Origin of the sequence: Streptomyces coeruleorubidus (assembly GCF_028885415.1) — a bacterium.
Taxonomy (GTDB): domain Bacteria; phylum Actinomycetota; class Actinomycetes; order Streptomycetales; family Streptomycetaceae; genus Streptomyces; species Streptomyces coeruleorubidus_A.
On the sequence record NZ_CP118527.1, the window covers coordinates 1,940,702 to 1,963,050 of the forward strand.

Consider the following 22,349-nt stretch of genomic DNA (forward strand, 5'->3'; position numbering starts at 1 on the left):
GCCGAGTCACTCCCTCCAGCCCGTCCGGCGATTGAGGACGAGGCCGTTCAGGCCGAAGCGGGGTCTGGGGGCGCAGCCCCCAGCGGGGTCGAAGGCGCAGAGACCCTGGGGATGGGACGGGTAGGGGCGGCGGGGGCGAGGAAGCTACCCCCGCGTCAGCGACAGCAGGTCCCTGGCCGGCCCCGTCGGGCGATGCCCGGTCGGCCACACCGCCCTCAGGTCACGCGCCAGCGCAACCCCCTCCACCGGCACCCGCACCAGACGCCGCATCGCCAGCTCCTCCCCCACCGCCAGTTCGCTCAGCACCGCCGGCCCCGCCCCGCTCACCGCCGCAGCCTTGACGGCCGTCGTGGAGGACAGCTCGATCAGCGGCCGGGCCAGCCCGCCCAGCGCCGCGTCCAGGACCTGCCGGGTACCGGAGCCCTTCTCACGGAGGATGAGGGGCGTCGACGCCAGTTCCCCGGCCGCCAGGGGGCGTCGACGGCGGGCCCAGGGATGGGCAGGAGCCGTGACCACTATCAGCCGGTCGTGGGCGATGACCACCGAGTCCAGGCCCGTCGGGACCGTCAGCCCCTCGACGAACCCCACGTCCGCCTCGTCCGACAGCAGCCGCTCCGCGACCACCGTCGAGTTCCCGGCATGCAGGGACACCGCCGTGTCGGGCCGCTGGGCGCGCAGCGCGAGCAGCCACCCCGGCAGCAGGTACTCGGCGATCGTCATGCTCGCCGCCACCCGCAACCGGGAGTCACGGCGATCGCGCAGCGCCTGCGCCCCGATGTCGAACGCCTCCGCCGCCTCGACGATCCGCCGCGCCCAGTCCGTCACCAGCGCACCGGCGTCCGTGAGCCGGGACCCGCGCGGTGAGCGGTCGACCAGCGCCACGCCGAGCTGCCGCTCCATCGACCGGATCCGGCTGCTGGCCGCGGGCTGGGTGATGCCGAGTTCCCGCGCCGCCCCGCCGAGGCTGCCGAGCCGCGCCACCGCCAACAGCAACTCCAAAGCGCCCAGATCCGGCACCCGGTGCGCCAGGGACCCGCCGGTCGGAACCTCACCCTGCTCTTCCGTCCTGCTCATAAACCCAGCTTATGTCGCCATAGAGGCGTACTCCCTGGTGGTGGGGTGCCCGCGACCCGACCGTGGAGTCATGGTCACCGCAGCCCAGCCCCTTGAGCGCGCAGTCTCCGTCCGTCACCTCGGGCCCAACTGGTACGCCACGGTCATGGGCACCGCCGTCGTCGCCACCGCCGGGGCCGCCCTGTCGCCGCACGTCCCCGGGCTGCGCGGCGCGCCGGCCGCCGCGTGGGCCCTCTCGCTGGTCCTGCTCGTCACCCTGCTCGGCGCCCGGGCCGTGCACTGGGCCCACCACCGGGACCAGGCCCGCGCCCACCTCCTCGACCCGGCGACGGCCCCGTTCTACGGCTGCCTCTCCATGGCCCTGCTGTCCGTGGGCGGCGGTGCCCTCACCGTCGGCCGGGGGCGGCCGTGGCGCTCGACGCCGTTCTGTTCGGCGCCGGTACGGTCCTCGGGCTGGCGGCCGCCGTCGCGGTGCCGTATCTGATGGCCGTACGCCACCGGGTCGAGCCGGGACAGGCCACGCCCGTCTGGCTGCTGCCGCTGGTCGCGCCCATGGTGTCGGCCGCCGTCGGTCCGCCGCTGGTGCCCCATCTGCCGCCCGGTCAGGCCCGGGAGACGCTGCTCCTCGTCTGCGTCGCGCTGTTCGGGCTCAGCCTGCTCGCGACCCTGCTCATGCTGCCGCTGGTCTTCGCACGGCTGATCACCGGCGGGCCGCTGCCCCTCGCCCTCACCCCGACGCTGTTCCTGGTGCTCGGGCCGCTCGGGCAGTCCACGACCGCCGCCGGCGCGTTCGCGGACGTCGCCCCCGGGGTCGTACCGGCGCCGTACAGCCAGGGCTTCGGTGTGCTCGCCGTGCTCTACGGCGTGCCCGTGATGGGGTTCGCGCTGCTGTGGTTCTGCCTGGCCACCGCCCATGTGCTGCGCGCCCGGCGGCACGGGATGCGGTTCTCGATGACCTGGTGGGCGTTCACCTTCCCGGTCGGCACCTGCGTCACGGGCGCCGAGGCGCTGGGCCGGCGCACCGGGCTCGTGGCCTACGCGGGACCGGCTCTCGTGCTGTACGCCGTGCTGGTCGCCGCGTGGGCCACCGCCGCCGCGGGCACCCTGCGCGGGCTGCTCAGGGGCGAGCTGCTCGCAGGGCCCGGCCCAGTACCCGCGGCGCCTCGGCCAGCGACGGCCCGTACCACGTCAGGTGCCGTCCGCTGACGAGCGCGCAGGGCAGGCCCGGGAAGGCCTCGGGGCCGTCGTCCGCGGTGAAGCGGTACGGCTCGTCCGGGAGGATCACCACGTCCGGGGCGCAGGCGCGGAGTTCCGCGAGCGGGATGCGGGGGTAGCGGTCGGGGTGCGCCGCCTGGAGGTGGTCGACGCCGAGGCGGGCGAGGACGTCGCCCGCGAAGGTGTCGCGGCCCAGGACCATCCACGGGCGGCGCCAGATCGGTACGACCGCCGTCAGACGGGTCGGGGGCGGCGGCAGGGACGACCAGGTGTCCTCCGCCTCGTCGAGCCAGCGCGGGCGGCCCGCCACCCCGCAGGCGTCCAGGACGCGCGCCAGTTCCCGGAAGGCCTGCGGCACGTCGCGGATCTCCGTCACCAGGACCTCGACGCCCGCCGCGCGCAGGGCCGCGAGGTCGGGTTCGCGGTTCTCCTCCTCGTTGGCGATCACCAGGTCCGGCGCGAGGGAGACGATCCGGTCGGTCTTCGGGTTCTTCGTGCCGCCGACGCGTACGACGTCGAGGCCGGACGGATGCGTGCACCAGTCGGTGGCGCCGACCAGGGCGCCGGGCGCGGACCGGGCCACGGCCTCGGTCAGCGACGGGACCAGCGAGACGACCCTCACCGGCGTGGCCGGTCCCGGACCGCCTCGATGTGCTCCGCCACGGCTACGACGATCACCCGGGTGTCGGACTCCGCCGCCCGCCAGCGGTGCCGCACACCGCCGGTGAGGTACAGCGTGTCGCCGCGGCCGAGCCGGTAGGCGCGGCCCTCCGCCTCGATCTCCACCGCGCCGTCGGCGACGTACATCAACTGGTCGTTGCGGTACTGGAACTCACGGCCGGCGTCGTGGTCGCCGGTGAACTCGGAGGCGTGCATCTGGTGGTGGCCGCGCACCAGGGACCGGGCTCTGGGCTGGGGCAGCGGTTCGGGGTCGTCGGCGCGGACGACGTCCACGCTGCACGCCGGGTCGGCCGCGGCGAGGAGCTCGACCGCGGTGGTGCGCAGGGCGTCGGCGACCTTCTCCAGGGAGCTGGTGCTGGGCCGCGCCCGGTCGTTCTCGACCTGGCTGAGGAACGGGACCGATAGGCCGCTGCGCTCGGCCACGACGGCGAGCGTGAGCTCCAGCGCGCGGCGCCGCCGACGCACGGCCGCGCCCACCCGAAGGGGCTGTTCTTTGTGGTCGCCCATCGCTCCGGCTCCCTCCTTCGCCCGTCGATCCGGTCCCGGTGCGCCGGAGTCCCGGCGCACTGCTTCTGTTGAGTTGTCTGCACCCTACGCATGTTCGGCAAACCGTTGCATGCGCCCGTCACATCGACGTCATACAAGGTGGTGCGCGACCTCACAGTTCGCGCCAGGGGATTCGCCGTCCCCGGGGGTGGCGCGCTGATTCCTCCTACGGGAGGAACAGGGAGAGAGAAGGGTTTCGGGGGGTGGCGTAGCGCTCTGTGGTTGTCCGGATCCTGCTCGTGGGTTCGGGTACGGGGCGGCACGCGGTGTGTCGCGTCCCGCCCCGTACCCGGGCCGCACTACGGCGTCATGCGCTCCACCATGTCGGGGTGCTGCTTCAGCCACGCGGCGACGGCCTCTTCCTCACGGCCCTGGCCGCGGTTCTTGATCTCGCTCTCCAGGCTGCCGAGCTCTTCCTCGCTCATCTTGAAGTTCTTGATCCACTTCGTGAGCTGCGGGTACTGCTCGGGGAACTTCGCGTTGGAGATGGTGCGGATCGTGTTGCCCTCGCCGAAGGCCTTCTTGGGGTCCTTCAGCTTGGTCAGCTTGTAGTCGCTGTACGCCCAGTGCGGCGACCAGAGGGTGACGGCGATCGGCTCCTTCTTGGCGTAGGCGCGCTTCAGCTCGGCCAGCATGGCCGGGGTGGAGCCGTCGACGACCTCGTACTCCTTGTCGAGACCGTAGCCGGGCAGGACCTTGGTCTTCAGCAGGTTCATCTCGCCGGTGCCCGGCTCGATGCCGATGATCTTCCCGTCGAAGGTGCCGGCCTTGCCCTTGAGGTCCTCCAGGGAGTCGACGCCCTTGACGTAGGACGGCACGGCGATCTCCAGGGAGGTCGGTTCGTACCAGGTGCCGAGGTCCTTGAGCCGGTCCTTGTTCGCGTCCCAGTAGTTCTTCTGTGCGTAGGGCAGCCAGGCGTCGAAGTTGAGGTCGAGATCGCCGGAGGCCAGACCGGTGTAGACGGGGCCGACGTCCATCTGCTTCAGGTTCATCTTGTAGCCGCGCCGTTCGAGGACGTTCTTCCACAGGTACGTGACGGCGATGTCCTCGTCCCAGGGGAACCACGCCACGTCCAGCGGTCGCTTCGCCTCGGCGGGCGTGCCGCTGCCGGTGCCCTTGACCGGGGCGAGCTTGTCGACGTAGCCGGGGTGCTGCTTCAGCCAGGCGCGGACGGCTTCCTGCTGGTTGCCCTTGCCGGCCTTGTTGATCTCGGCTTCGAGGCTGGTGAGCTCCTTCTCGCTCATCTTGAAGTTCTTCAGCCACTCGGCGACCGTCGGGTCGTCCTTCGCGAAGCCCTTGCGGGCAAGCGTGTGCACGCCGTCGCCCTTGCCCCAGGCGCCCTTGGGGTCCTTGAGCTTCGTCAGCTTGTAGTCGTTGTACGCCCAGTGCGGCGACCAGAGCGTGACGACGATCGGTTCCTTCTTGGCGTACGCGCGCTTCAGCTCGGCCAGCATCGCGGGCGTGGAGCTGTCGACGACCTTGTACTCCTTGTCCAGGCCGTACTCCTTGAGGACCTTGCTCTTGAGCAGGGCCATCTCGCCGGCGCTGGACTCGATGCCGGTGATCTTGCCGCCGAACTCGGAGGCCCTGCCCTTGAGGTCCTCCAGGGAGTCGATGCCCCTCATGTAGGAGGGCACGGAGAGCTCCAGGGAGGTCTTGCCGTACCAGGCGCCCAGGTCGTCGAGCTGCTTGCCGTACTTCTTCCAGTACTGGGCGTGGGTGGTGGGCAGCCAGGCGTCCGTCTGGAAGTCGACGTCGCCCTGGGCGAGCGAGGTGTAGAGCGGGCCGGCGTCGAGCTGCTTGGCCTCGACCTGGTAGCCGCGCTGCTCCAGGACCTCCTTCCAGAGGAAGGTGGAGGCGACGCCCTCGTCCCAGGGGATGTAGCCGATGCTGATCTTCTTGCCCTGGCCGACGTCCTTGCTGCCGGCCGCGGCGGTCGAGCTGGTGCCGCCGCCGAGGACCCCCATGCCGCCCGAGACGAGGGCGAGGACGACGACGCCGATCACGGCGACGGCCGGGCGGGGCCGGTACGACCAGATCTTCAGCCCCTGGGCGGCGCGCAGCCTGGCGGCGGCGCGGCGGCCGAGCGGGGAGACCTGGGTGCCCAGCGCGCTGGTCATGCGGTCGAGGTAGATCGCGAGGATCACGATGCCGACACCGGCCTCGGCGCCCAGGCCGACGTTGAGCTGGCCGATGGCCTGGTTGACGTCGCCGCCGAGGCCGCCGGTGCCGACCATGCCGGCGATGGCGGCCATGGACAGGCCGAGCATGATGACCTGGTTGACGCCGGCCATGACAGTCGGCAGGGCGAGGGGGAGCTGGACGCGCAGCAGGATGTTGCGGGGTGTGGTACCGAACGCGTCGGCGGCCTCGACCAGTTCCTTGTCGACCTGGCGGATGCCGAGTTCGGTCATGCGCACGCCCGGGGCGAGCGCGAAGATCAGGGTGGCGACGATGCCGGCGGAGGCGCCGGTGCCGAAGAAGAGGATCGCCGGGATGAGGTAGACCATCGCGGGCAGCGTCTGCATGAAGTCCAGGACGGGCCGGACCAGACCGCTGACGCGGTCCGAGCGGGCCGCCCAGATGCCCACGGGTACGGAGACCACCAGCGCGATGACGGTCGCCACGAGGACGAGCGCCAGGGTGATCATCGCGTTCTCCCACAGTTCGAGGGAGTCGATGAACGCGAATCCCACGAAGGCGAGGACACCGGCGAGCGTGCCGCGCAGCCAGAAGGCGATCACGGCGAAGATGCCCGCGAGGAGCAGCGGTTCGGGGGCCTGGAGGACGGCGTTGATGCCGTCGTAGAGGCCGAGGAAGACGGCCTTGCAGAAGTCGAACAGCCACCCCATGTGGGTGGTCAGCCAGTCGACGCCGTCGTTGACCCAAGTGCCGAGCTGAATCCTAGGCACGGGCGGTCACCTTCTCTCCGCCCTTGCCCCGCGGGGAGTCGCAGGGCTCCGGGGTGGCGTCCCGCTCGTCGCCGAGGAAGCCGATCAGGCGCTGCCGGGGGACGACGCCGATCAGCTTGTTGTCCTCGTCCACGACCGAGACGGGGTGGGAGAGCCGGGCGCTGATCGCGCAGAGCTCCGTGAACGGGGTGTCGGTCGTGGCGGTCTCGCAGTGGCAGCCGGGGTCGTCGCCGGTGACCGAGGTGTCCATGAGCTCGCCCGCGGTCAGCACGCGGGAGCGGTCGACGTCCTGGGTGAAGGAGGCGACGTAGTCGTTGGCCGGGCGCAGCAGGATGTCCTGCGCGGTGCCGTTCTGCACGATGCGGCCGTCGCGCATGACGGCGATGCGGTCGCCGAGGCGCATGGCCTCGTTCAGGTCGTGGGTGATGAAGACGATCGTCTTCTTCAGCTCCTGCTGGAGCTCCAGCAGCTGGTCCTGCATGTCGCGGCGGATCAGCGGGTCCAGGGCGCTGAAGGACTCGTCCATCAGCAGCAGGTCGGCGTCGGTGGCGAGCGCGCGGGCGAGTCCGACGCGCTGCTGCATGCCGCCGGACAGCTCGTCGGGCCAGGACTTCTCCCAGCCGGCCAGGCCGCACAGGGCGAGCGCCTCGTCGGCGCGGCGTACGCGCTCGGCGCGGGGCACGCCCTGCACTTCCAGACCGTAGGCGGCGTTCTCGCGCACGCTGCGGTGCGGGAAGAGCGCGAAGTGCTGGAACACCATGCTGATCTTCTTGGAGCGGACTTCGCGCAGCTCACGGTCGCCGAGCGTGGTCAGGTCCTGGCCGTCGAAGCGCACGTGTCCGGCGGTCGGTTCGAGGAGGCCGTTCAGCATGCGCAGCAGGGTGGACTTGCCGGAGCCGGACAGGCCCATGACGACGAAGATCTGGCCGGGTTCCACGGTGAAGGACGCGTCGATCACGGCGGCGGTCGAGCCCTCGGCGCGCAGCTTCTCCCGGTCCGCCCCGTCGCGGAGCCGCTGGACCGCCTGGTCCGGTCTCCTGCCGAACACTTTGTACAGGCTCTCCGCCTGAAGCCTTGCTGACACGTGCACCTCAATTTCACGGCAATAGAACAGAGCGAGGACAGGACGCAAAAGTTGAATTGCGCAACCAGCCTCGCTGCGGGGCGGCGCCTCCCCCCGATTCCGGATCCCAAACGCACAAGTGGGGCGCGTCACACGTGAGGCGAGTGGCTGTCGGTGGCGTACGGCATGATGCGTGGCGTGACCGGACGACTGATGCTCCTCGACACCGCCTCCCTGTACTTCCGCGCCTACTTCGGCGTCCCGGACTCGGTGAAGGCACCGGACGGCACGCCGGTGAACGCCGTGCGCGGGCTGCTCGACTTCATCGACCGCCTGGTCCGGGACCACCGGCCCGACCACCTCGTGGCCTGCATGGACGCCGACTGGCGGCCGCACTGGCGAGTGGAGCTGATCCCCTCCTACAAGGCGCACCGCGTCGCCGAGGAGCACGCGGCCGGCCCGGACGAGGAGGAGGTGCCCGACACCCTGTCGCCGCAGGTGCCGGTCATCGAGGCGGTGCTGGACGCGGTGGGCATCGCGCGCGTGGGCGTCGCCGGATACGAGGCCGACGACGTGATCGGCACGTTCACGGCGCGGGCGAAGGGCCCGGTCGACATCGTCACGGGCGACCGCGACCTGTACCAGCTGGTGGACGACGCGCGCGGGGTGCGCGTGCTGTACCCGCTGAAGGGCGTGGGCACGTTGCAGCACACCGATGAGGCGGTGCTGCGTGAGAAGTATGGGGTCGACGGCAGGGGGTACGCGGATCTGGCCCTGCTCCGCGGCGACCCCAGCGACGGCCTGCCCGGCGTGCCGGGCATCGGCGAGAAGACGGCCGCCAAGCTGCTGGCCGAGTACGGGGACCTGGCCGGGATCCTGGCGGCCGTCGAGGACCGGGGCTCGAAGCTGACGCCGACGCAGCGCAGGCGGCTGGACGAGGCGCGCCCGTATCTGGCGGTCGCGCCGAAGGTGGTCAGGGTCGCGGACGACGTGCCGCTGCCGGACGTCACGACGGCGCTGCCCCGGACGCCGCGCGACCCGGCGGAGCTGGAGGTGCTGGCGGCCCGCTGGGGACTGGGCGGGTCACTGGAGCGCCTGCTGGCGACGCTCGCGACGTGACCTGTGCGGGGCCGGCGGCCTTACCTTGAGCCGGTGGCCCTCATCAATCTCTCATTCGAGAGGTGTTAAGTGGGGGGCGAGGTGCTAACTTAGGTAAGCCTAACTATACGAATCAGGGAGGCCCTCATGGCAGAGCGACCGGGACGCCAGCCGCGCAAACCACACTCCGCTCAGGTCGTCCGCACCGAGCGGCTGACCCCGCACATGCAGCGCGTGGTGCTCGGTGGCGAGGGCCTCGCCGACTTCGCGGCGGACACCTGCACCGACCACTATGTGAAGCTGCTGTTCCCGCCCGAGGGCGTGACCTACCCGGAACCCTTCGACATGCAGCGCATCCGCGAGGAGCTGCCGCGCGAACAGTGGCCGGTGACCCGGACGTACACGGTGCGCCACTGGGACGCCGAACACCGCGAGCTGACCCTGGACTTCGTCATCCACGGCGACGAGGGCCTGGCGGGCCCCTGGGCGGCGCGCGTCCGGCCGGGCGAGACCGTGCGGTTCACGGGCCCCGGCGGGGCGTACGCGCCCGACCCGGACGCCGACTGGCATCTGCTCGTCGGCGACGAGAGCGCGCTGCCCGCGATCGCCCGCTCCCTGGAGGCACTGCCGCGCGGGGCCAGGGCGTACGCCTTCGTGGAGATCTCCGGCTCCGAGGAGGAGCAGAAGATCGACTCGGACGTGGAGGTCGTCTGGCTGCACCGCGGTGACCGGCCGCTCGGCGAGGCGCTCGTCGAGGCCGTGCGGGGCCTTGCGTTCCCCGAGGGCCGCGTGCACGCCTTCGTCCACGGCGAGGCGCACTTCGTGAAGGAGCTGCGCCGGCTGCTCCGCGTCGAGCGCGGCATCGCGCGCGAGGACCTGTCGATCTCCGGCTACTGGCGCCGCGGCCACAACGAGGACGGCTGGCAGGCCTCGAAGCGGGAGTGGAACGCGCGCATCGAGGCGGAGCAGGAGCCCACCCCCGCCGCCTGAGCGACGCGAGACATCGCTCCGCCCCGGGCAGGCCGCGGTCAGTCACCCCGCACGCGCGCGTGCAGATGCATGTCGTGCCAGCCGTCCAGGTGCAGGATGGCGCTGCGCTTGGTGCCTTCGAGGGCGAAACCGGTCCGCGAGGCGACGCGGCAGGAGGCCTCGTTGCGCACGGCGTGCAGCAGTTCGAGACGGTGGAAACCGATCTCGTCGAGCGCCCAGCGGGCGAGTGCGGTCGTGGCCCGGGCGGCGACGCCCCGGCCGCGTGCCGCCGGGGCGGTCCAGTACGCCACCTCCGCCACGCCGTCGTCGAGCCGTATCTCGCGCAGCGCCACCCGCCCCAGCAGCCGGTCGGAGTCCGCGTCGACGACCGCCCACTGCGCCTCCCGTTCCTCCTCCCAGGCCTGATGCCAGTCGCGGATCCAGCCGGCGACCTCGTCCTCGGAGTCGGCGGTCCGGGCGTGCCACTGGTGCATCACGGGGTCCTGGAAGACCTCGTACACCGCAGGGGCGTCCCCGGCCCGCCAGGGGCGCAGGACGAGTCCGTCGCCGGTGGCCAGGGTGGGCTGCGGGTGGCCGGTGAAGACCTCGGGCGTCAGGACCGGGCTGGTGAGGAAGGGCATGCCCACATCCTGGCAAGGGAGCGGTGGCCCGCCCCACTGGTTTTCCGCCGGTGCCCGCCCGCCTCGTACGCTGGGCCGCGATGAGACGCAGGACCCGTATCCCGCCAGCTCCCCTGCCGCAGCGCCACGGGGTCGATCCGGTGCGGGTGCGGCTGCCCGCCGCGGGGGCGTGGGCCACGGTGCGTGAGCATCTGGTGGAGCGGCTCTCGGGGGCCGGCGACGGGGTCGTCGACGGGATGTTCGACGCGGGGCTCGTCGTCGGGGCGGACGGGCGGCCCGTGCCGGCGGACGCGCCGTATGTGCCCGGGATGTTCGTGTGGTTCCACCGGGAGCTGCCCGACGAGGTGCCGGTGCCGTTCCCGCTGGAGGTCGTGTACCGGGACGAGCACCTCGTCGTCGACAAACCCCACTTCCTCGCCACCACCCCGCGCGGCAGCCATGTCGCCGAGACCGCGCTGGCCCGGCTTCGCCGCGAGCTGGAGATCCCGACGCTCAGCGCCGCGCACCGGCTGGACCGGCTCACCGCCGGACTCGTGCTGTTCACCGTGCGCCCAGAGGAGCGTGGCGCGTACCAGACGCTGTTCCGCGACCGGCGGGTGCGCAAGGAGTACGAGGCCGTCGCCCCGTACGATCCCGGCCTCGCCCTGCCCCGCACCGTGCGCAGCCGGATCGTGAAGGAGCGCGGCGAGCTCACCGCCCGGGAGGTGGCGGGCGAGCCCAACGCCGTCAGCCGCGTCGAGCTCGTCGAGCACCGCCCGGACCAGGCCGGCGGACTCGCCCGGTACCGGCTCGTGCCCGGCACCGGGCAGACCCATCAGCTGCGTGTGCACATGGCCGCGCTGGGCGTGCCGATCCTCGGCGACCCGCTCTACCCCGAGGTCACCGCTCCGGTGCCGGCCGGTGACTTCCGGCGCCCGCTCCAACTGCTGGCCCGGGCCCTGGAGTTCACCGACCCGGTCACGGGCGTGGAGCACCGGTTCCGCAGCGGCCGGGTGCTCGCGGCCTGGGCGTCGCAGGACCGGTGGGCCGCCGGGACGCACGACGGCCCACCGGACGGTCAGTAGCCGCGCCACCAGCTCACGAAGCGCTGCCAGACGCCCTTGCGGCGGGCCGGTTCCTCAGCCGCCGGCTGCGGGGTCTCAGGGACCGGCTGGGGTTGCGCCGGAGCCGGCTCAGGCTGCGGCTGTGCGGCGACCGGTGCGGTCTGGGACTGCGGTTGCGGCTGCGGCTGCGGCTGCGCGATGCCGATCTGCCAGTCCGAGCGCTGTGGGGGGACCGGCTTGTGGTTCGGCGTCTGCGTCACGTCCTGCGGCGGCTTGGGCGCGAACTGCACCGGCAGTGCCACGAGGTGCCGGGAGGCGATGGACGCAGTCCAGCGCAACTCGTCCTCGTCGCAGTCGAGTTCGACGTCCGGCAGCCGCATCAGCAGCGCGTCGACGCCGACGTCGGCGATGGAGCGCCCGATGTCCTGACCGGGGCACTCGTGCGGGCCGCCGCCGAAGGCGAGGTGGGACCGGTTGCCCTGCATGCTGGCCTTCAGGTCCGGCCGCACCCGCGGGTCGACGTTGGCCGGCAGCGGGGCGAAGAGCAGTCCGTCACCCCGGCGGATGCGCTGCCCGCCCAGCTCGGTCTCCTGCTTGGCGAAGTAGGCGAAGACCGTGCTGAAGGGCGGCTCGTTCCACAGCGACTGCTCCACTGCCTCCGGCACCGTCATCTGGCCGCCGTTGAGCCGGGCCCGGAAGCGCGGGTCGATCAGCACCGTGAGCAGCACGTTGGACAGCAGGTTGGTGGTGGCCTCGTAGGCGGCGAAGAGCACCAGGCGCAGGTGTTCCCTGACCTCGTCGTCGGTCAGCCGGGCCGGGTGGGTGATCAGGTAGCTGGCGAGGTCCTCCTCCGGCTGGGCGCGGCGCCTGGTGGTGAGCCGGCTCAGGGCGTCCATGACGTAGGAGTGGCTGGCGATCGCCGTCTCGGTGCCCTTGAGCGCGTCGCGGGCGGCCTCGACGAGACGGTCGTTGTAGTCGTCGGGCATGCCGAGGATCTCGCACATCACCGCCATCGGCAGGTGCTCGGCGAACTGTCCGACGAGGTCGGCCTCGCCGTGCTCGCAGAACCGGTTGACGATGGCCTGCGTGCTGCGGTTGATGTAGCGGCGCAGGCTGCGGAAGTCGATGGTCGAGATGGCGCCCTGAACCGCGCCGCGCAGCCGCTTGTGCTCGTCGCCCTCGGCGTGCGAGGCGATGGGCTGCCAGGCGATGTGCGGCATCAGCGGGTGATCGGGCTTGACCAGGCCGTCCCTGAGCGGGGTCCAGATACGGCTGTCCCGGCAGAACTGCGAGGGCGAGCGCACCATGTGCAGGTTCTCGGCATGGCCGAGCACGATCCACAGCGGTACGTCGTCGTGGAGCAGCACGGGTGCCACGGGGCCGTGCTCCTTCCGCAGCTGCTCGTACAGCGCCGGCAGGTCCTCCGACTCGTGCAGCCGGTGCAGTCCCCCGGGCCCGAGGCCGTGCGCGGGGCAGCCGGGGGGCGGGTCGGTCCGGGGGGCGTCCGTACCGGTCGGGGCGTGGGATTCAGGCGTCACAGTGGTCGCTCCGAAACTGAGGTGAATCCAGATGTACGGGGGCAGGGTGGGGCGGGCGCGGACACGGGATCAGGTGCGCGAGCCCGTCATGGCGAGCGAGTGCAGGAAGCGCATGAGGGTCATCAGGACGTCACGGCTGGAGGCCCGCCGCCGCGCGTCGCACTCGATGATCGGGATGTCCGGCGTGAGATCGAGGGCCGTGCGCAGCTCCTCGATGGCGTAACGGGGGGCATCGGGGAAGGAGTTGACGGCGACCACGAACGGCACACCGCGCTCCTCCAGGCGCCCCATCACATCGAAGCTGACCTCCAGCCGACGGGTGTCGATCAGCACCACCGCGCCGAGCGCGCCCTCGAACAGGCCGTTCCACAGGAACCAGAAGCGCTGCTGGCCGGGTGTGCCGAAGAGGTACAGCACGAGTTGCTCGGTGATGCTGATCCGCCCGAAGTCCATCGCGACGGTGGTGGCCGTCTTGGACGCGGAACCGAAGTTGTCGTCGACACCGATGCCGGCCTGCGTCATGGTCTCCTCGGTGGTCAGCGGTGTGATCTCGCTGACCGAGCCGACCATGGTCGTCTTGCCGACGCCGAAGCCACCCACGATCACGATCTTGGCCGCGGCCTGTGCCGTGTGGGGCAACTGGTCCTCGGCCCGGGGGCCCGGGATGGTGTCAGAGCCTTTGAAGTCCATTCATCACCGCTTCGAGGAGGGAACGGTCGGTGCGTTGCCGGCGGACGATCGGGGCGCGCGCCTGCACCAGTTCCGCCGTCAGCAGCTCGGTGAGCAGCACGCCCATCGCGCTGAACGGCAGGTGGAGGTAGGCCGACAGCTCGGCCACGGACAGGGGGGCGGCGCAGAGCCGGAGCACCGCCGCCTGCTCGGGAGAGGCGGAGGGCGGCGGGTCCGTGGCACGCGCCACGATTAACGTCACCAGGTCGAGCTCGGCCCGTTCACCGTCCGGGCCGGCCACCACGTACATCCGCTCGGGATTCCTGACCTTGCCCTCGCCCTCCTGGGGCGTGGACGGTTCCGGGACGGCGGGGTCGCGCCTCTGGCGTTGCGGAGGCGTCATACGATCTGCCCGTTCCGCCGGGGCGGACTGGTGAGATGGCCGCCGATCCGGACGACCAGATCGCGCATCATCGCGCTCATCCGGCCGGGTTCGCACCGCACGTCGGAGAGCACCGCGAGGAAGGCGTTGGCTCCGGCGCTCATCAGGTAGAAGTAGCCGCGGTCGATCTCGATCATGACGAGCTTCATCTCGCCGTCGCCGACGGTGAGTTCCTGGCAGACGCTGCCCGCGAGGGACTGCAGACCGGCGCAGGCCGCGGCGACCCGGTCGGCCGCGTCGGGCTCGCCGCCGTGGCGGGCGATGCGCAGACCGTCGGCCGAGAGCACCACGATCATCTCGATGCCCGGCACGCCGTCGGCGAGCTGCTTGAGCATCCAGTCGAAGTTGCCTCGCTGCTGGATCACTTGAGGTCCCCCTCGTCGTCGGCCTCGGTGGGGGCCGGGTCGTTGAGCAGGTGCAGGTACTTGGTCGGGTTCCGGATGAAGTCGGTCGGGTGGGTGCCGGGCTCGATGCCCTGCTTGAGTCCCTCCCAGAAGGCCTCGAGGCCCTTGCCGGGGGCGTCGGGGGCGTTCATGTCGCGCAGAGGCTTGGGCTCGGCCTCCAGCGTCGCCCAGGGGTTGTACTCGCCCCGTTCGGCGGCCTCCCGGTCGGCCTTCTCGTTGGCGGCCTGCTGGGCGAGTCGCTCGGCGAGCGGCGTCTTCACCCTGCTGCGGCGCTGCGGCAGGCCGTTCGGCGTCCACTCGGTGACCTCGGGGACGTCGTCGTCCTCCAGGGAGACCGTTGTGGGGATTTTCGGGCTGGTGGGGCGGCGCTTCTTGGGCGTGCGCTTCGGCCCCTCGGGGATGCCGACCGTCATGGGGATGCCGGTGGCGCCGATGCCGTGGGCGAGTCCGACACCGGGCTCGTGGGTGATCATCTCGCTCGGGACGATGAGGATGGCGCGGACGCCGCCGTACGCGGAGGCACGCAGCGAGACCTGCATGTTGTACGCCGTGCACAGACGGCCCACGACGGCGAGGCCGAGGCGCGGGTGCTCGCCGATGTCCTGCAGGTCGACGCCCGCCTTGGCGGCCTCCAGCATGCCCTCGATCCGGGCGCGTGCCTCCTCGTTGAGGTTGACACCGCCGTCCTCGATCTCGATGCAGACGCCGGTCTGCACCTCGGTGGCGGTGACGTGCACCTTCGTCTGCGGCGGCGAGTAGCGCGTGGCGTTGTCGAGGAGCTCGGCGGCGGCGTGGATGACCGGCTCGACGTAGATGCCCTTGACGCTGACCTTGGCGATGGAGGACAGCTGGATGCGCCGGTACTCCAGGATGCGGGACATGGCACCGCGCAGCGTGCTGTACAGGGACACCGGCTCGGGCCACTGCCTGCCGGGGCGGCCGCCGCCGAGGACGGAGACGGAGTCGGCGAGGCGGCCGATCAGGGCGTTGCCGTGGTCGATGCGCAGCAGGTCGTCGAAGACCTCGGGGTTGCGGCCGTGGTCCTCCTCCATCTCCCGGAGCTCCTCGGCCTGCTGGTGGATGATCGCCTGGACACGGCGGGCGACACTGACGAAGGAGCGCGCGGCGGCGTCGCGCATGGTCACTTCGCGGTCGACGATCTTGAGCACCGTCAGCAGCGTCTCGGCCTGCGGGGCGGGGAGGTCGCGGTACTCGGGGTTGGCCACACCGAGCTTGCGAATCACTTCCCTGGGGGATTCTCCGGAGCTCAGCAGTTGGAGCGCCGCGGGGATGATCTCCCTCGAGAAGTGGACCAACTCGTTCTCGTGGGCGGCGATCCGCTGTTCCAGATGCGCGCTGTGCCTGGCGTGCTCGGCCCGCTGCTTGCGCAGGGCACGGCCGCGGCGCACCGCCTCGACCGCCGTCGCGATCACCAGCACGGTGGCGATGCCACCGCACCAGCCGACGGCGAGCCGGGCCGGCGCCGTCACCAGGGCGACAGCGGCTCCGGTCGCCGCGGCCATCGCTATGGCCGGCAGCAGCAGCACGCGCGCGTAGGGCAGTTCAGCGCGACCGGGAGGGGATTGAACACTCACCATGTGGGCCTTCTGAAAGGAGTCGGCTGGGGTTCGGAAGGACGTGCAAGGGGGTATGTCATGAAGCTGTAGGACTCTTCCGCACATTGGGGAACAAGCGCACGAATTCATCTCAAGCCGGTGCGCTGCGGGCGAGCTTAGTCCGACCGGATCATCGCCATGTCATATTCAGCAACTGCCGGAAACCGGTCGCGAAGGGATAGTACGCTCAGTCTTTTACACGCTGCGACATCGTTCGAATACGTCCCGTAACGACGAACAGGCATGCGAAAGCCCCTCCCCTAAACGGGTGAGGGGCTTCGGCGACAACGCCCTTTAAGGGGCGCGGGGAACTGCGCGAGCAACCACAACGAACCGGCACTCGCGCAACAAGCTCACCCCACCGACGAGTAGGCGACAACTCCCCGCAGCAACAGATCAACGGCCTTACGGGCGTTCTTCACCACCGAAGACCCTTGTGGCGCCGCCGCCGCGATCTGCCCCAGCACATCGATGACCTGCTTGCACCACCGCACGAAGTCCCCCGCCGGCATCTCCGCCTCGCGCAGCACCTCGTCGAGCCCCTTCCCGGAGGCCCACATGTACGCGGCCCAGGCAAACCCCAGGTCCGGCTCACGCTGCCCGACACCCTCGGTCTGGGAGATCCGGAACTCCTCCTCAAGGGCGTCCAGCCGCCCCCAGATCCGCACCATCTCGCCCAGCGCGGCCTTGGCCTTCCCCGACGGCAGCTTCGGCGCCAGCGCATCGTCCCCGACGCGCGCCTCATACACCAACGCCGAGACGCACCCGGCCAGTTCGGCCGGGCCGAGCCCCTCCCAGACGCCCTCGCGCAGACACTCGCTGGCGAGCAGGTCCAGCTCGCCGTACAGCCGCGCGAGCCGCTTGCCGTGCTCGGTGACCTCGTCGCCGCGCAGGTAGTCCATCTCGGTCAGCAGCGCCACGATCCGGTCGAACGTCCGCGCGATCGTGTTGGTACGGCCCTCGATGCGCCGCTCCAGCTGCGAGGTGTCCCGCAGCAGCCGGTGGTAGCGCTCGGCCCAACGGGCGTGGTCCTCACGGTCGTTGCACCCGTGGCAGGGGTGCGCGCGCAGCGCCGTCCGCAGCCGGGCGATCTCGCGGTCGTCGGCCGCCTGGGAGCGCCGCTTGCGGTGCCGCTCGGCCGGGATGTGCCCGGCCTTGGTGCGCAGCGCGGACGCGAGGTCCCGACGGGACTGCGGTGAACGGGGGTTGAAGGACTTCGGGATCCGCATCCGCTCCAGCGCCTCGACCGGCACCGGGAAGTCGATGGCCGCCAGCCGCTTCACCTGCCGCTCGGCGGTCAGCACCAGCGGGCGCGGCCCGTCGTGGTGCTCGAAACCGCGGTGGCCGTTCGAACGGCCCGCGGGCAGGCCCGGGTCCAGCACCAGCGCCAGGCCCGCGTACTTGCCGGTGGGCACATGGATGACGTCGCCGGGCTTCAGCTTCTCCAGCGAGACGGCGGCCTCCGCGCGCCGCTGTGCCGCACCCTGCCGGGCCAGCTCGTTCTCACGGTCCTTCAGTTCGCGGCGCAGCCGCGCGTACTCCTCGAAGTCGCCGAGGTGGCAGGTCATGGAGGCCTTGTAGCCCTCAAGACCCTCCTCGTTGCGCTGCACCTGCCGGGAGATGCCGACGACCGACTTGTCCGCCTGGAACTGCGCGAACGACGTCTCCAGCAGCTCGCGCGAGCGGTGCCGACCGAACTGCTCGACCAGGTTGACCGCCATGTTGTACGACGGCTTGAAGCTGGACCGCAGCGGATACGTGCGCGTGCCGGCCAGGCCCGCCAAGTGCTCGGGGTTCATGCCGCGCTGCCAGAGCACGACGGCGTGGCCCTCGACGTCGATGCCGCGTCGTCCGGCCCGGCCGGTGAGCTGCGTGAACTCGCCCGGGGTGATGTCCGCGTGCTGCTCGCCGTTCCACTTGACGAGCTTCTCCAGCACCACCGAACGGGCGGGCATGTTGATGCCGAGGGCGAGGGTCTCGGTGGCGAACACGGCCTTGACCAGGCCGCGCACGAACAGCTCCTCGACGACCTCCTTGAAGGTGGGCAGCATGCCCGCGTGGTGGGCGGCGATGCCGCGCTCCAGGCCCTCCAGCCACTCGTAGTAGCCGAGGACGTGCAGGTCCTCGTGCGGGATGGACGCCGTGCGCTCCTCGACGAGCGCGCGTACCCGGTGGCGCGCCTCCTCGTCGTTGAGCCTGAGGCCCGCGTACAGACACTGCTGGACGGCGGCCTCGCAGGCGGCGCGGCTGAAGATGAAGGTGATGGCGGGCAGCAGCCCCTCGGCGTCGAGCCGCTCGATGACCTCGGGCCGGCTCGGCGTCCACACCCGGGAGCGCTGTCTGCGCTCACGCTCGCGGTCGGCCTCGCGCTGCCGGCCGCGCCGGCGGTCCTGGTACGACGGCCGGGCCGCCTCCATGCGCGCCATGCGCGTGAGGTCGGGGTTGACGGCCTTCTTGTGGCCCTCGCCCTCCTCGAAGAGGTCGTACATCCGCCGCCCGGCCAGCACGTGCTGGAACAGCGGCACGGGCCGGTGCTCGGAGACGATCACCTCGGTGTCGCCGCGGACCGTGTCGAGCCAGTCGCCGAACTCCTCGGCGTTCGACACGGTCGCCGAGAGCGAGACGAGCGTGACCGACTCGGGAAGGTGGATGATCACCTCCTCCCAGACGGCGCCCCGGAAGCGGTCGGAGAGGTAGTGCACCTCGTCCATGACCACGTAGCCGAGGCCCAGGAGTGTCTGGGAACCGGCATACAGCATGTTCCGCAGCACCTCGGTGGTCATCACGACCACCGGGGCGTCGGAGTTGACGCTGTTGTCGCCGGTGAGCAGGCCCACCTTGTCCGTGCCGTAGCGGCGGCACAGGTCGGCGTACTTCTGGTTCGACAGCGCCTTGATGGGCGTCGTGTAGAAGCACTTCTTGCCCTGCTGGAGGGCGAGGTGGACGGCGAACTCGCCGACGATCGTCTTGCCGGAGCCGGTGGGCGCGGCGACCAGCACGCCCTTCCCCGCCTCGAGCGCCTGGCAGGCCTCGATCTGGAAGGGGTCGAGGCCGAAGTCGTACATCTCGCGGAAGGAGGCGAGCGCGGTGGCCTGCTCGGCAGCGCGCTGACGGGCTGCCGCGTACCGCTCGGCCGGTGAGAGATCCTCTGTCATCGTGCTTTCGAGCGTACCGGGCCGCACTGACAACAGGACGATCATTATCCGGATCCGTTCCTGTGAAACCGGAGATCGGCGCAGCTCAGGGGCAGCACGGCTCAGGGGCCGACGACCCGCACGCCCCCGCGCACGCAGCGCGCGCTCAGCGGCAACGGGCCGAGCGATTCCCCGTCCGCGTACCCGGTGACGCCCTCGGCGGCGACCTCGACCCGCGCCGCCCGCAGCACGGTCACCTTCGGATGCTCGACATGGGTCCCCCGGTACACCCGCGGAAACACCCGCAGCAGCGTCGTACGGTCGCAGTCCCCGACCACGGTGATGTCGAACAGCCCGTCGGTCAGGTCGGCTCCGGGGCAGATCCGCATGCCGCCGCCGTACGACGATCCATTGCCGACGGCGACCAGGGTCGCCTCGACCTCACGGACCTCGCCGTCGTCGAGCCGGATCCGGTACGGGACGGGCCGGAACGCGGCGAGTTCGGCGAGCATCGCGAGGTCGTACTTGAAGCGGCCGGCGGGCCACCGCATGCGGTTGCCCCGGTCGTTGACCCGGGAGTCGAAGCCGGAGGCGAGGACCGTGCCGAACCAGCGGTCCCCCACCAGACCGAGGTCGATGTCGCGGAGCCGCCCGCACTTGAGGGCGTCGGCGATCATCCGGCCCGCGGCGGCCGGCTCGCGTACGGGCAGACCGAGGGCGCGGGCGAAGTCGTTGCCGGTGCCGACGGCGACCAGGCCGAGGGGGGTGCTCGTGCCCGCGACCGCCCGCAGCGCCAGCTGGGCCATGCCGTCACCGCCGACGGCTATCAGCGCTCCGGTGCCGCCCGCGACGGCGGCACGCGCGCGGATGAGGGCGTCCGGGGCGTCCTCCCCGAGCACCGTACGCACCGAGAAACCGGCCGCCCGCAAAGCGGAAGCGGCCGGCTGCGCCGCGCGGGCGCCCCGGCCGCGACCCGCGGTGGGGTTGACGAAGAGGGTGATCTCGCTGGTCACGCGACCGACCCTATGAGCTGCCCGCCGATCTTCAGGTCACGTCGTCATAACCGTTGACCCGGTCCGTGCGCTCCGCGCTCGCCTGCTCGGGCAGCGCGGCGCGGCTGCTCGTCACGGGCTCGATCTCGCCGATGTCGTCGGGGGTGAGGTCCAGCTCGGAGGCCTCGTCGTCGGCGGGGCCCAAGGCATCGCGGCGGCTGCGACGCCGGTCGTTGAGCAGGGAGAAGAGGACCGCGGCGAAGTACAGGATCCAGATCGGCCCGGCGAGCGCCAGCATCGTGAGCGGGTCGGTGCTCGGCGTGGCGATGGCCGCGAACACCGTGATGCCCATGATCATGCCGCGCCACCAGCCGAGCATGCGCTTGCCGGTGATCGCGCCGGTGGCGTTGAGCATGACCAGCAGCAGCGGCAGCTCGAAGGAGAGGCCGAAGACGAGCACCATCCGCATGACCAGGTCGAGCAGGTCGTCCAGCGGAAGGAGGTTGGACGTGCCGCCCGGGGTGAACTCGAGGAGCACCTTCGCCGTGGTGGGAAGCACCGTGTAGGCGAAGTAGGCGCCGATGATGAACAGCGGGGCGCCCGTGCCGACGAAGGCGTAGGCGTACTTCTTCTCGTGCCGGTGCAGGCCCGGCGCGATGAAGGCCCACAGCTGGTAGAGCCAGATCGGCGAGGCCAGCACGACACCGGCCATCAGGGACACCTTCAGCGCGAGCGTGAACGGGGTGAGCAGGCCGTTGATGGTGATCTGCGCACACGGCTTCGAGCCCGGCTGCGCCTGGGCCAGTTCCGCGAAGGTCTTGTCACAGCCGACCGAGTCGAGGATCGGCTTGGTGATCAAGTTGATGATGTCGTTGTAGAAGAAGGCGGCGAAGACCGTGACGACGACGATCGCCAGGATCGCCTTGGCGAGCCGGTTGCGGAGCTCGCGAAGGTGCTCCGCGAGGGGCATCCGCCCCTCCGGATCCTTCTCCTGCTTGCGGGCAGACTTCAGCAACCCACGTTCCCATCTCGTGCGGCAGGCCGGAGGTCACCGGCCCTGCGTCAGCGCTTGGTCGTGTCCGTCGGCTCGTTGACCGGGCGCGAGCTGGTCACGTCACCGGGGGCGGCCTGGATGGTGCGCTGCGAGGGCTGCTCGTCGTTGTCGGGCGGGCCGGCCGGGGTCGTGGACGACTTGTTCTCGTCCTTCATCGCCTTGGCCTCGCTCTTGAGGATACGGGCCGACTTGCCGAGCGACCGAGCCATGTCCGGAAGCTTCTTCGCGCCGAACAGCAGGATGATGACGACGAGGATGAGAATGATCTCGGGGGCTCCGAGCCTTCCGAACATAAGTCTTTACCTTCTCACCGAGGCGGCTGTGGTGGGGTGCTGTCCGACCGGTCGGACATGTGTCCGAACGATCGTGTTGACAGCGATCGTAACGCTCAGGGGTAAACGTGAGGCAATCCCTCTGCATCCCCTGTGCGTACTCCCGTCCGCGGCCAGTGCCTCGTTAACCGGGCCGCGACCAGCAGAGTACCTGTCCGAACCGCGGAGGTGACAGGGCGAAGTGTCCCAAAGCCCGACTCACAGCCGCCCGCCGGACAGCTCACAGGGCGTCCACGGACCGGGCCGCGCTCTCCGTCGCCCGCTCCAGGTCCTCCGCGGCCCGGCTGATACGGCGCGCCGAGTCCGTGACCTGGCTGCCCAGACGCTGTGCCTCGACGAAGACCCGCACGGCGAGCACCCCGAGCACGACGAGACCCACGAATCCCACGGCAATGGCGAACATCGGCCAGAACATGACGCCGAGCCTAGACCCTTCCGGAACGTCGAACGTCAGGCCCCTACAGGGTCGAATGCAGCCGCAGGGTCCGCACACCGCCGCCGGTGAGCAGCTCCACGATCCGCTCCCCCGCGGGCTTGCGGACGGATGCACCGCACTCCGGGCAGGTGAAGGAGTAGAAGGTGGTGCGGCTGGTGGCGCCGATGGCGAGGCGCAGGGCGCCCGCGGTGAGCTCGAAGCGTCCGCGGCAGTCCGGGCAGCCCGCCTTGAACAGCACCGGGGACACGCTCGTCATCCCGGCGAACGCGGACTCCACCGTCACGCCCCGCGCACCCGACGTCGCCGACTCGCTCACAGCCCTCGCTCCTCTTTCTCGGGTCGTTCGCCTTCGGGGCACCCGGCCGGCGCCGGCGCGGGTCGTTCGCCTTGGGGGCACCCGGCCGGCGCGGGCCGGCTCGCCGGCGACGTCGGCCAGGTCCGCGTCCCGGAACCACGGCGGTGTCGGGGGACGGCGCCGGCCTGCCGTCGC

Annotated in this window: 20 protein-coding genes and 1 pseudogene; 4 read left to right on the top strand and 17 right to left on the bottom strand. The window is 71.1% G+C overall.

All coding sequences use genetic code 11. From position 1 onward, the window contains the following. Positions 1-144: 144 nt before the first annotated feature. Entirely contained in the window at positions 145-1,074 is a 930-nt protein-coding gene (locus PV963_RS09065; RefSeq protein WP_274815136.1) for a LysR family transcriptional regulator, read from the bottom strand. A 70-nt stretch (positions 1,075-1,144) separates the two neighbouring features. On the opposite strand from PV963_RS09065, the pseudogene PV963_RS09070 reads away from it, so the two are divergent. After that, positions 1,145-2,280, top strand: a pseudogene (locus PV963_RS09070) (TDT family transporter). Here PV963_RS09070 and PV963_RS09075 read toward each other — a convergent pair. From PV963_RS09075 to PV963_RS09090, 4 genes are all read right to left on the bottom strand, one after another. Beyond that, the gene (locus PV963_RS09075) at positions 2,192-2,911 is read right to left on the bottom strand and encodes a helical backbone metal receptor (RefSeq protein ID WP_274815137.1); all 720 of its coding nucleotides are present in this window, start codon (positions 2,909-2,911) and stop codon (positions 2,192-2,194) included. The pseudogene PV963_RS09070 and the gene PV963_RS09075 sit on opposite strands and share 89 nt — an antisense overlap. Next, the gene (locus PV963_RS09080; RefSeq protein WP_274815138.1) at positions 2,908-3,477 is read right to left on the bottom strand and encodes a helix-turn-helix domain-containing protein; all 570 of its coding nucleotides are present in this window, start codon (positions 3,475-3,477) and stop codon (positions 2,908-2,910) included. Before PV963_RS09080 ends, PV963_RS09075 begins: the two co-directional genes overlap by 4 nt. A 338-nt stretch (positions 3,478-3,815) precedes the next feature. Next, positions 3,816-6,428 (bottom strand): ABC transporter permease/substrate binding protein, encoded by a 2,613-nt coding sequence (locus tag PV963_RS09085; protein ID WP_274815139.1) that lies wholly within the window; start codon positions 6,426-6,428, stop codon positions 3,816-3,818. Continuing rightward, a complete protein-coding gene (locus PV963_RS09090) occupies positions 6,421-7,512 on the bottom strand; it encodes a quaternary amine ABC transporter ATP-binding protein (RefSeq protein WP_274815140.1) in 1,092 nt (363 codons plus the stop codon). Before PV963_RS09090 ends, PV963_RS09085 begins: the two co-directional genes overlap by 8 nt. A 168-nt stretch (positions 7,513-7,680) precedes the next feature. Here PV963_RS09090 and PV963_RS09095 point away from each other — a divergent pair, with 168 nt between their 5' ends. Beyond that, on the top strand, positions 7,681-8,610 hold the full coding sequence (locus tag PV963_RS09095) for a 5'-3' exonuclease (RefSeq protein ID WP_274821980.1): 930 nt from the start codon (positions 7,681-7,683) through the stop codon (positions 8,608-8,610). 126 nt (positions 8,611-8,736) lie between these two features. Further along, a complete protein-coding gene (locus tag PV963_RS09100) occupies positions 8,737-9,579 on the top strand; it encodes a siderophore-interacting protein (protein ID WP_274815141.1) in 843 nt (280 codons plus the stop codon). A gap of 38 nt (positions 9,580-9,617) precedes the next feature. Here PV963_RS09100 and PV963_RS09105 read toward each other — a convergent pair whose 3' ends face one another. Continuing rightward, the gene (locus PV963_RS09105) at positions 9,618-10,199 is read right to left on the bottom strand and encodes a GNAT family N-acetyltransferase (protein WP_274815142.1); all 582 of its coding nucleotides are present in this window, start codon (positions 10,197-10,199) and stop codon (positions 9,618-9,620) included. An 80-nt stretch (positions 10,200-10,279) separates the two neighbouring features. Between PV963_RS09105 and PV963_RS09110 the strand changes: the two genes are divergently transcribed. Continuing rightward, complete coding sequence (locus tag PV963_RS09110; RefSeq protein WP_274815143.1) at positions 10,280-11,263, top strand: RluA family pseudouridine synthase; 984 nt, start codon at positions 10,280-10,282, stop codon at positions 11,261-11,263. On the opposite strand, the gene PV963_RS09115 is transcribed toward PV963_RS09110, so the two are convergent. From PV963_RS09115 to PV963_RS09165, 11 genes are all read right to left on the bottom strand, one after another. Further along, positions 11,257-12,780 carry a cytochrome P450 gene (locus tag PV963_RS09115; RefSeq protein ID WP_274815144.1) on the bottom strand — a complete coding sequence of 508 codons (1,524 nt, stop codon included), beginning with the start codon at positions 12,778-12,780 and terminating at the stop codon, positions 11,257-11,259. The genes PV963_RS09110 and PV963_RS09115 overlap by 7 nt on opposite strands. A 69-nt stretch (positions 12,781-12,849) precedes the next feature. Then, complete coding sequence (locus tag PV963_RS09120; RefSeq protein WP_274815145.1) at positions 12,850-13,470, bottom strand: GTP-binding protein; 621 nt, start codon at positions 13,468-13,470, stop codon at positions 12,850-12,852. Continuing rightward, positions 13,451-13,852, bottom strand: coding sequence for a DUF742 domain-containing protein (locus tag PV963_RS09125; protein ID WP_274815146.1), 402 nt, complete (start codon positions 13,850-13,852; stop codon positions 13,451-13,453). Before PV963_RS09125 ends, PV963_RS09120 begins: the two co-directional genes overlap by 20 nt. Continuing rightward, positions 13,849-14,256 (bottom strand): roadblock/LC7 domain-containing protein, encoded by a 408-nt coding sequence (locus PV963_RS09130; RefSeq protein WP_274815147.1) that lies wholly within the window; start codon positions 14,254-14,256, stop codon positions 13,849-13,851. The genes PV963_RS09125 and PV963_RS09130 overlap by 4 nt, the downstream gene beginning before the upstream one ends. After that, positions 14,253-15,893 (bottom strand): sensor histidine kinase, encoded by a 1,641-nt coding sequence (locus tag PV963_RS09135; protein ID WP_274815148.1) that lies wholly within the window; start codon positions 15,891-15,893, stop codon positions 14,253-14,255. The genes PV963_RS09130 and PV963_RS09135 overlap by 4 nt, the downstream gene beginning before the upstream one ends. 371 nt (positions 15,894-16,264) lie before the next feature. Continuing rightward, positions 16,265-19,111, bottom strand: a complete 2,847-nt coding sequence (locus PV963_RS09140; RefSeq protein ID WP_274815149.1) for a DEAD/DEAH box helicase — start codon at positions 19,109-19,111, stop codon at positions 16,265-16,267. Between the two features lie 56 nt (positions 19,112-19,167). After that, on the bottom strand, positions 19,168-20,058 hold the full coding sequence (locus PV963_RS09145) for a diacylglycerol kinase (protein WP_274815150.1): 891 nt from the start codon (positions 20,056-20,058) through the stop codon (positions 19,168-19,170). Positions 20,059-20,089: 31 nt separating this feature from the next. Continuing rightward, the gene (gene tatC / locus PV963_RS09150) at positions 20,090-21,052 is read right to left on the bottom strand and encodes a twin-arginine translocase subunit TatC (RefSeq protein ID WP_274815151.1); all 963 of its coding nucleotides are present in this window, start codon (positions 21,050-21,052) and stop codon (positions 20,090-20,092) included. Between the two features lie 47 nt (positions 21,053-21,099). Next, positions 21,100-21,384: a Sec-independent protein translocase subunit TatA gene (gene tatA / locus PV963_RS09155; RefSeq protein WP_274815152.1), complete on the bottom strand. Its 285-nt coding sequence runs from the start codon at positions 21,382-21,384 to the stop codon at positions 21,100-21,102. Between the two features lie 259 nt (positions 21,385-21,643). Continuing rightward, positions 21,644-21,838 carry a hypothetical protein gene (locus PV963_RS09160; RefSeq protein ID WP_274815153.1) on the bottom strand — a complete coding sequence of 65 codons (195 nt, stop codon included), beginning with the start codon at positions 21,836-21,838 and terminating at the stop codon, positions 21,644-21,646. Positions 21,839-21,881: 43 nt separating this feature from the next. Then, positions 21,882-22,175, bottom strand: coding sequence for a hypothetical protein (locus PV963_RS09165; protein WP_274815154.1), 294 nt, complete (start codon positions 22,173-22,175; stop codon positions 21,882-21,884). Positions 22,176-22,349 lie beyond the last annotated feature (174 nt).

Coding starts and splice junctions, on each gene's coding strand:
- PV963_RS09065 (WP_274815136.1), bottom strand. CDS start 1,074: ATGAGCAGGACGGAAGAGCAGGGTGAGGTTCCGACCGGCGGGTCCCTG.
- PV963_RS09080 (WP_274815138.1), bottom strand. CDS start 3,477: ATGGGCGACCACAAAGAACAGCCCCTTCGGGTGGGCGCGGCCGTGCGT.
- PV963_RS09095 (WP_274821980.1), top strand. CDS start 7,681: ATGCGTGGCGTGACCGGACGACTGATGCTCCTCGACACCGCCTCCCTG.
- PV963_RS09100 (WP_274815141.1), top strand. CDS start 8,737: ATGGCAGAGCGACCGGGACGCCAGCCGCGCAAACCACACTCCGCTCAG.
- PV963_RS09105 (WP_274815142.1), bottom strand. CDS start 10,199: ATGCCCTTCCTCACCAGCCCGGTCCTGACGCCCGAGGTCTTCACCGGC.
- PV963_RS09110 (WP_274815143.1), top strand. CDS start 10,280: ATGAGACGCAGGACCCGTATCCCGCCAGCTCCCCTGCCGCAGCGCCAC.
- PV963_RS09120 (WP_274815145.1), bottom strand. CDS start 13,470: ATGGACTTCAAAGGCTCTGACACCATCCCGGGCCCCCGGGCCGAGGAC.
- PV963_RS09125 (WP_274815146.1), bottom strand. CDS start 13,852: ATGACGCCTCCGCAACGCCAGAGGCGCGACCCCGCCGTCCCGGAACCG.
- PV963_RS09135 (WP_274815148.1), bottom strand. CDS start 15,893: ATGGTGAGTGTTCAATCCCCTCCCGGTCGCGCTGAACTGCCCTACGCG.
- PV963_RS09140 (WP_274815149.1), bottom strand. CDS start 19,111: ATGATCGTCCTGTTGTCAGTGCGGCCCGGTACGCTCGAAAGCACGATG.
- tatA (WP_274815152.1), bottom strand. CDS start 21,384: ATGTTCGGAAGGCTCGGAGCCCCCGAGATCATTCTCATCCTCGTCGTC.
- PV963_RS09160 (WP_274815153.1), bottom strand. CDS start 21,838: ATGTTCTGGCCGATGTTCGCCATTGCCGTGGGATTCGTGGGTCTCGTC.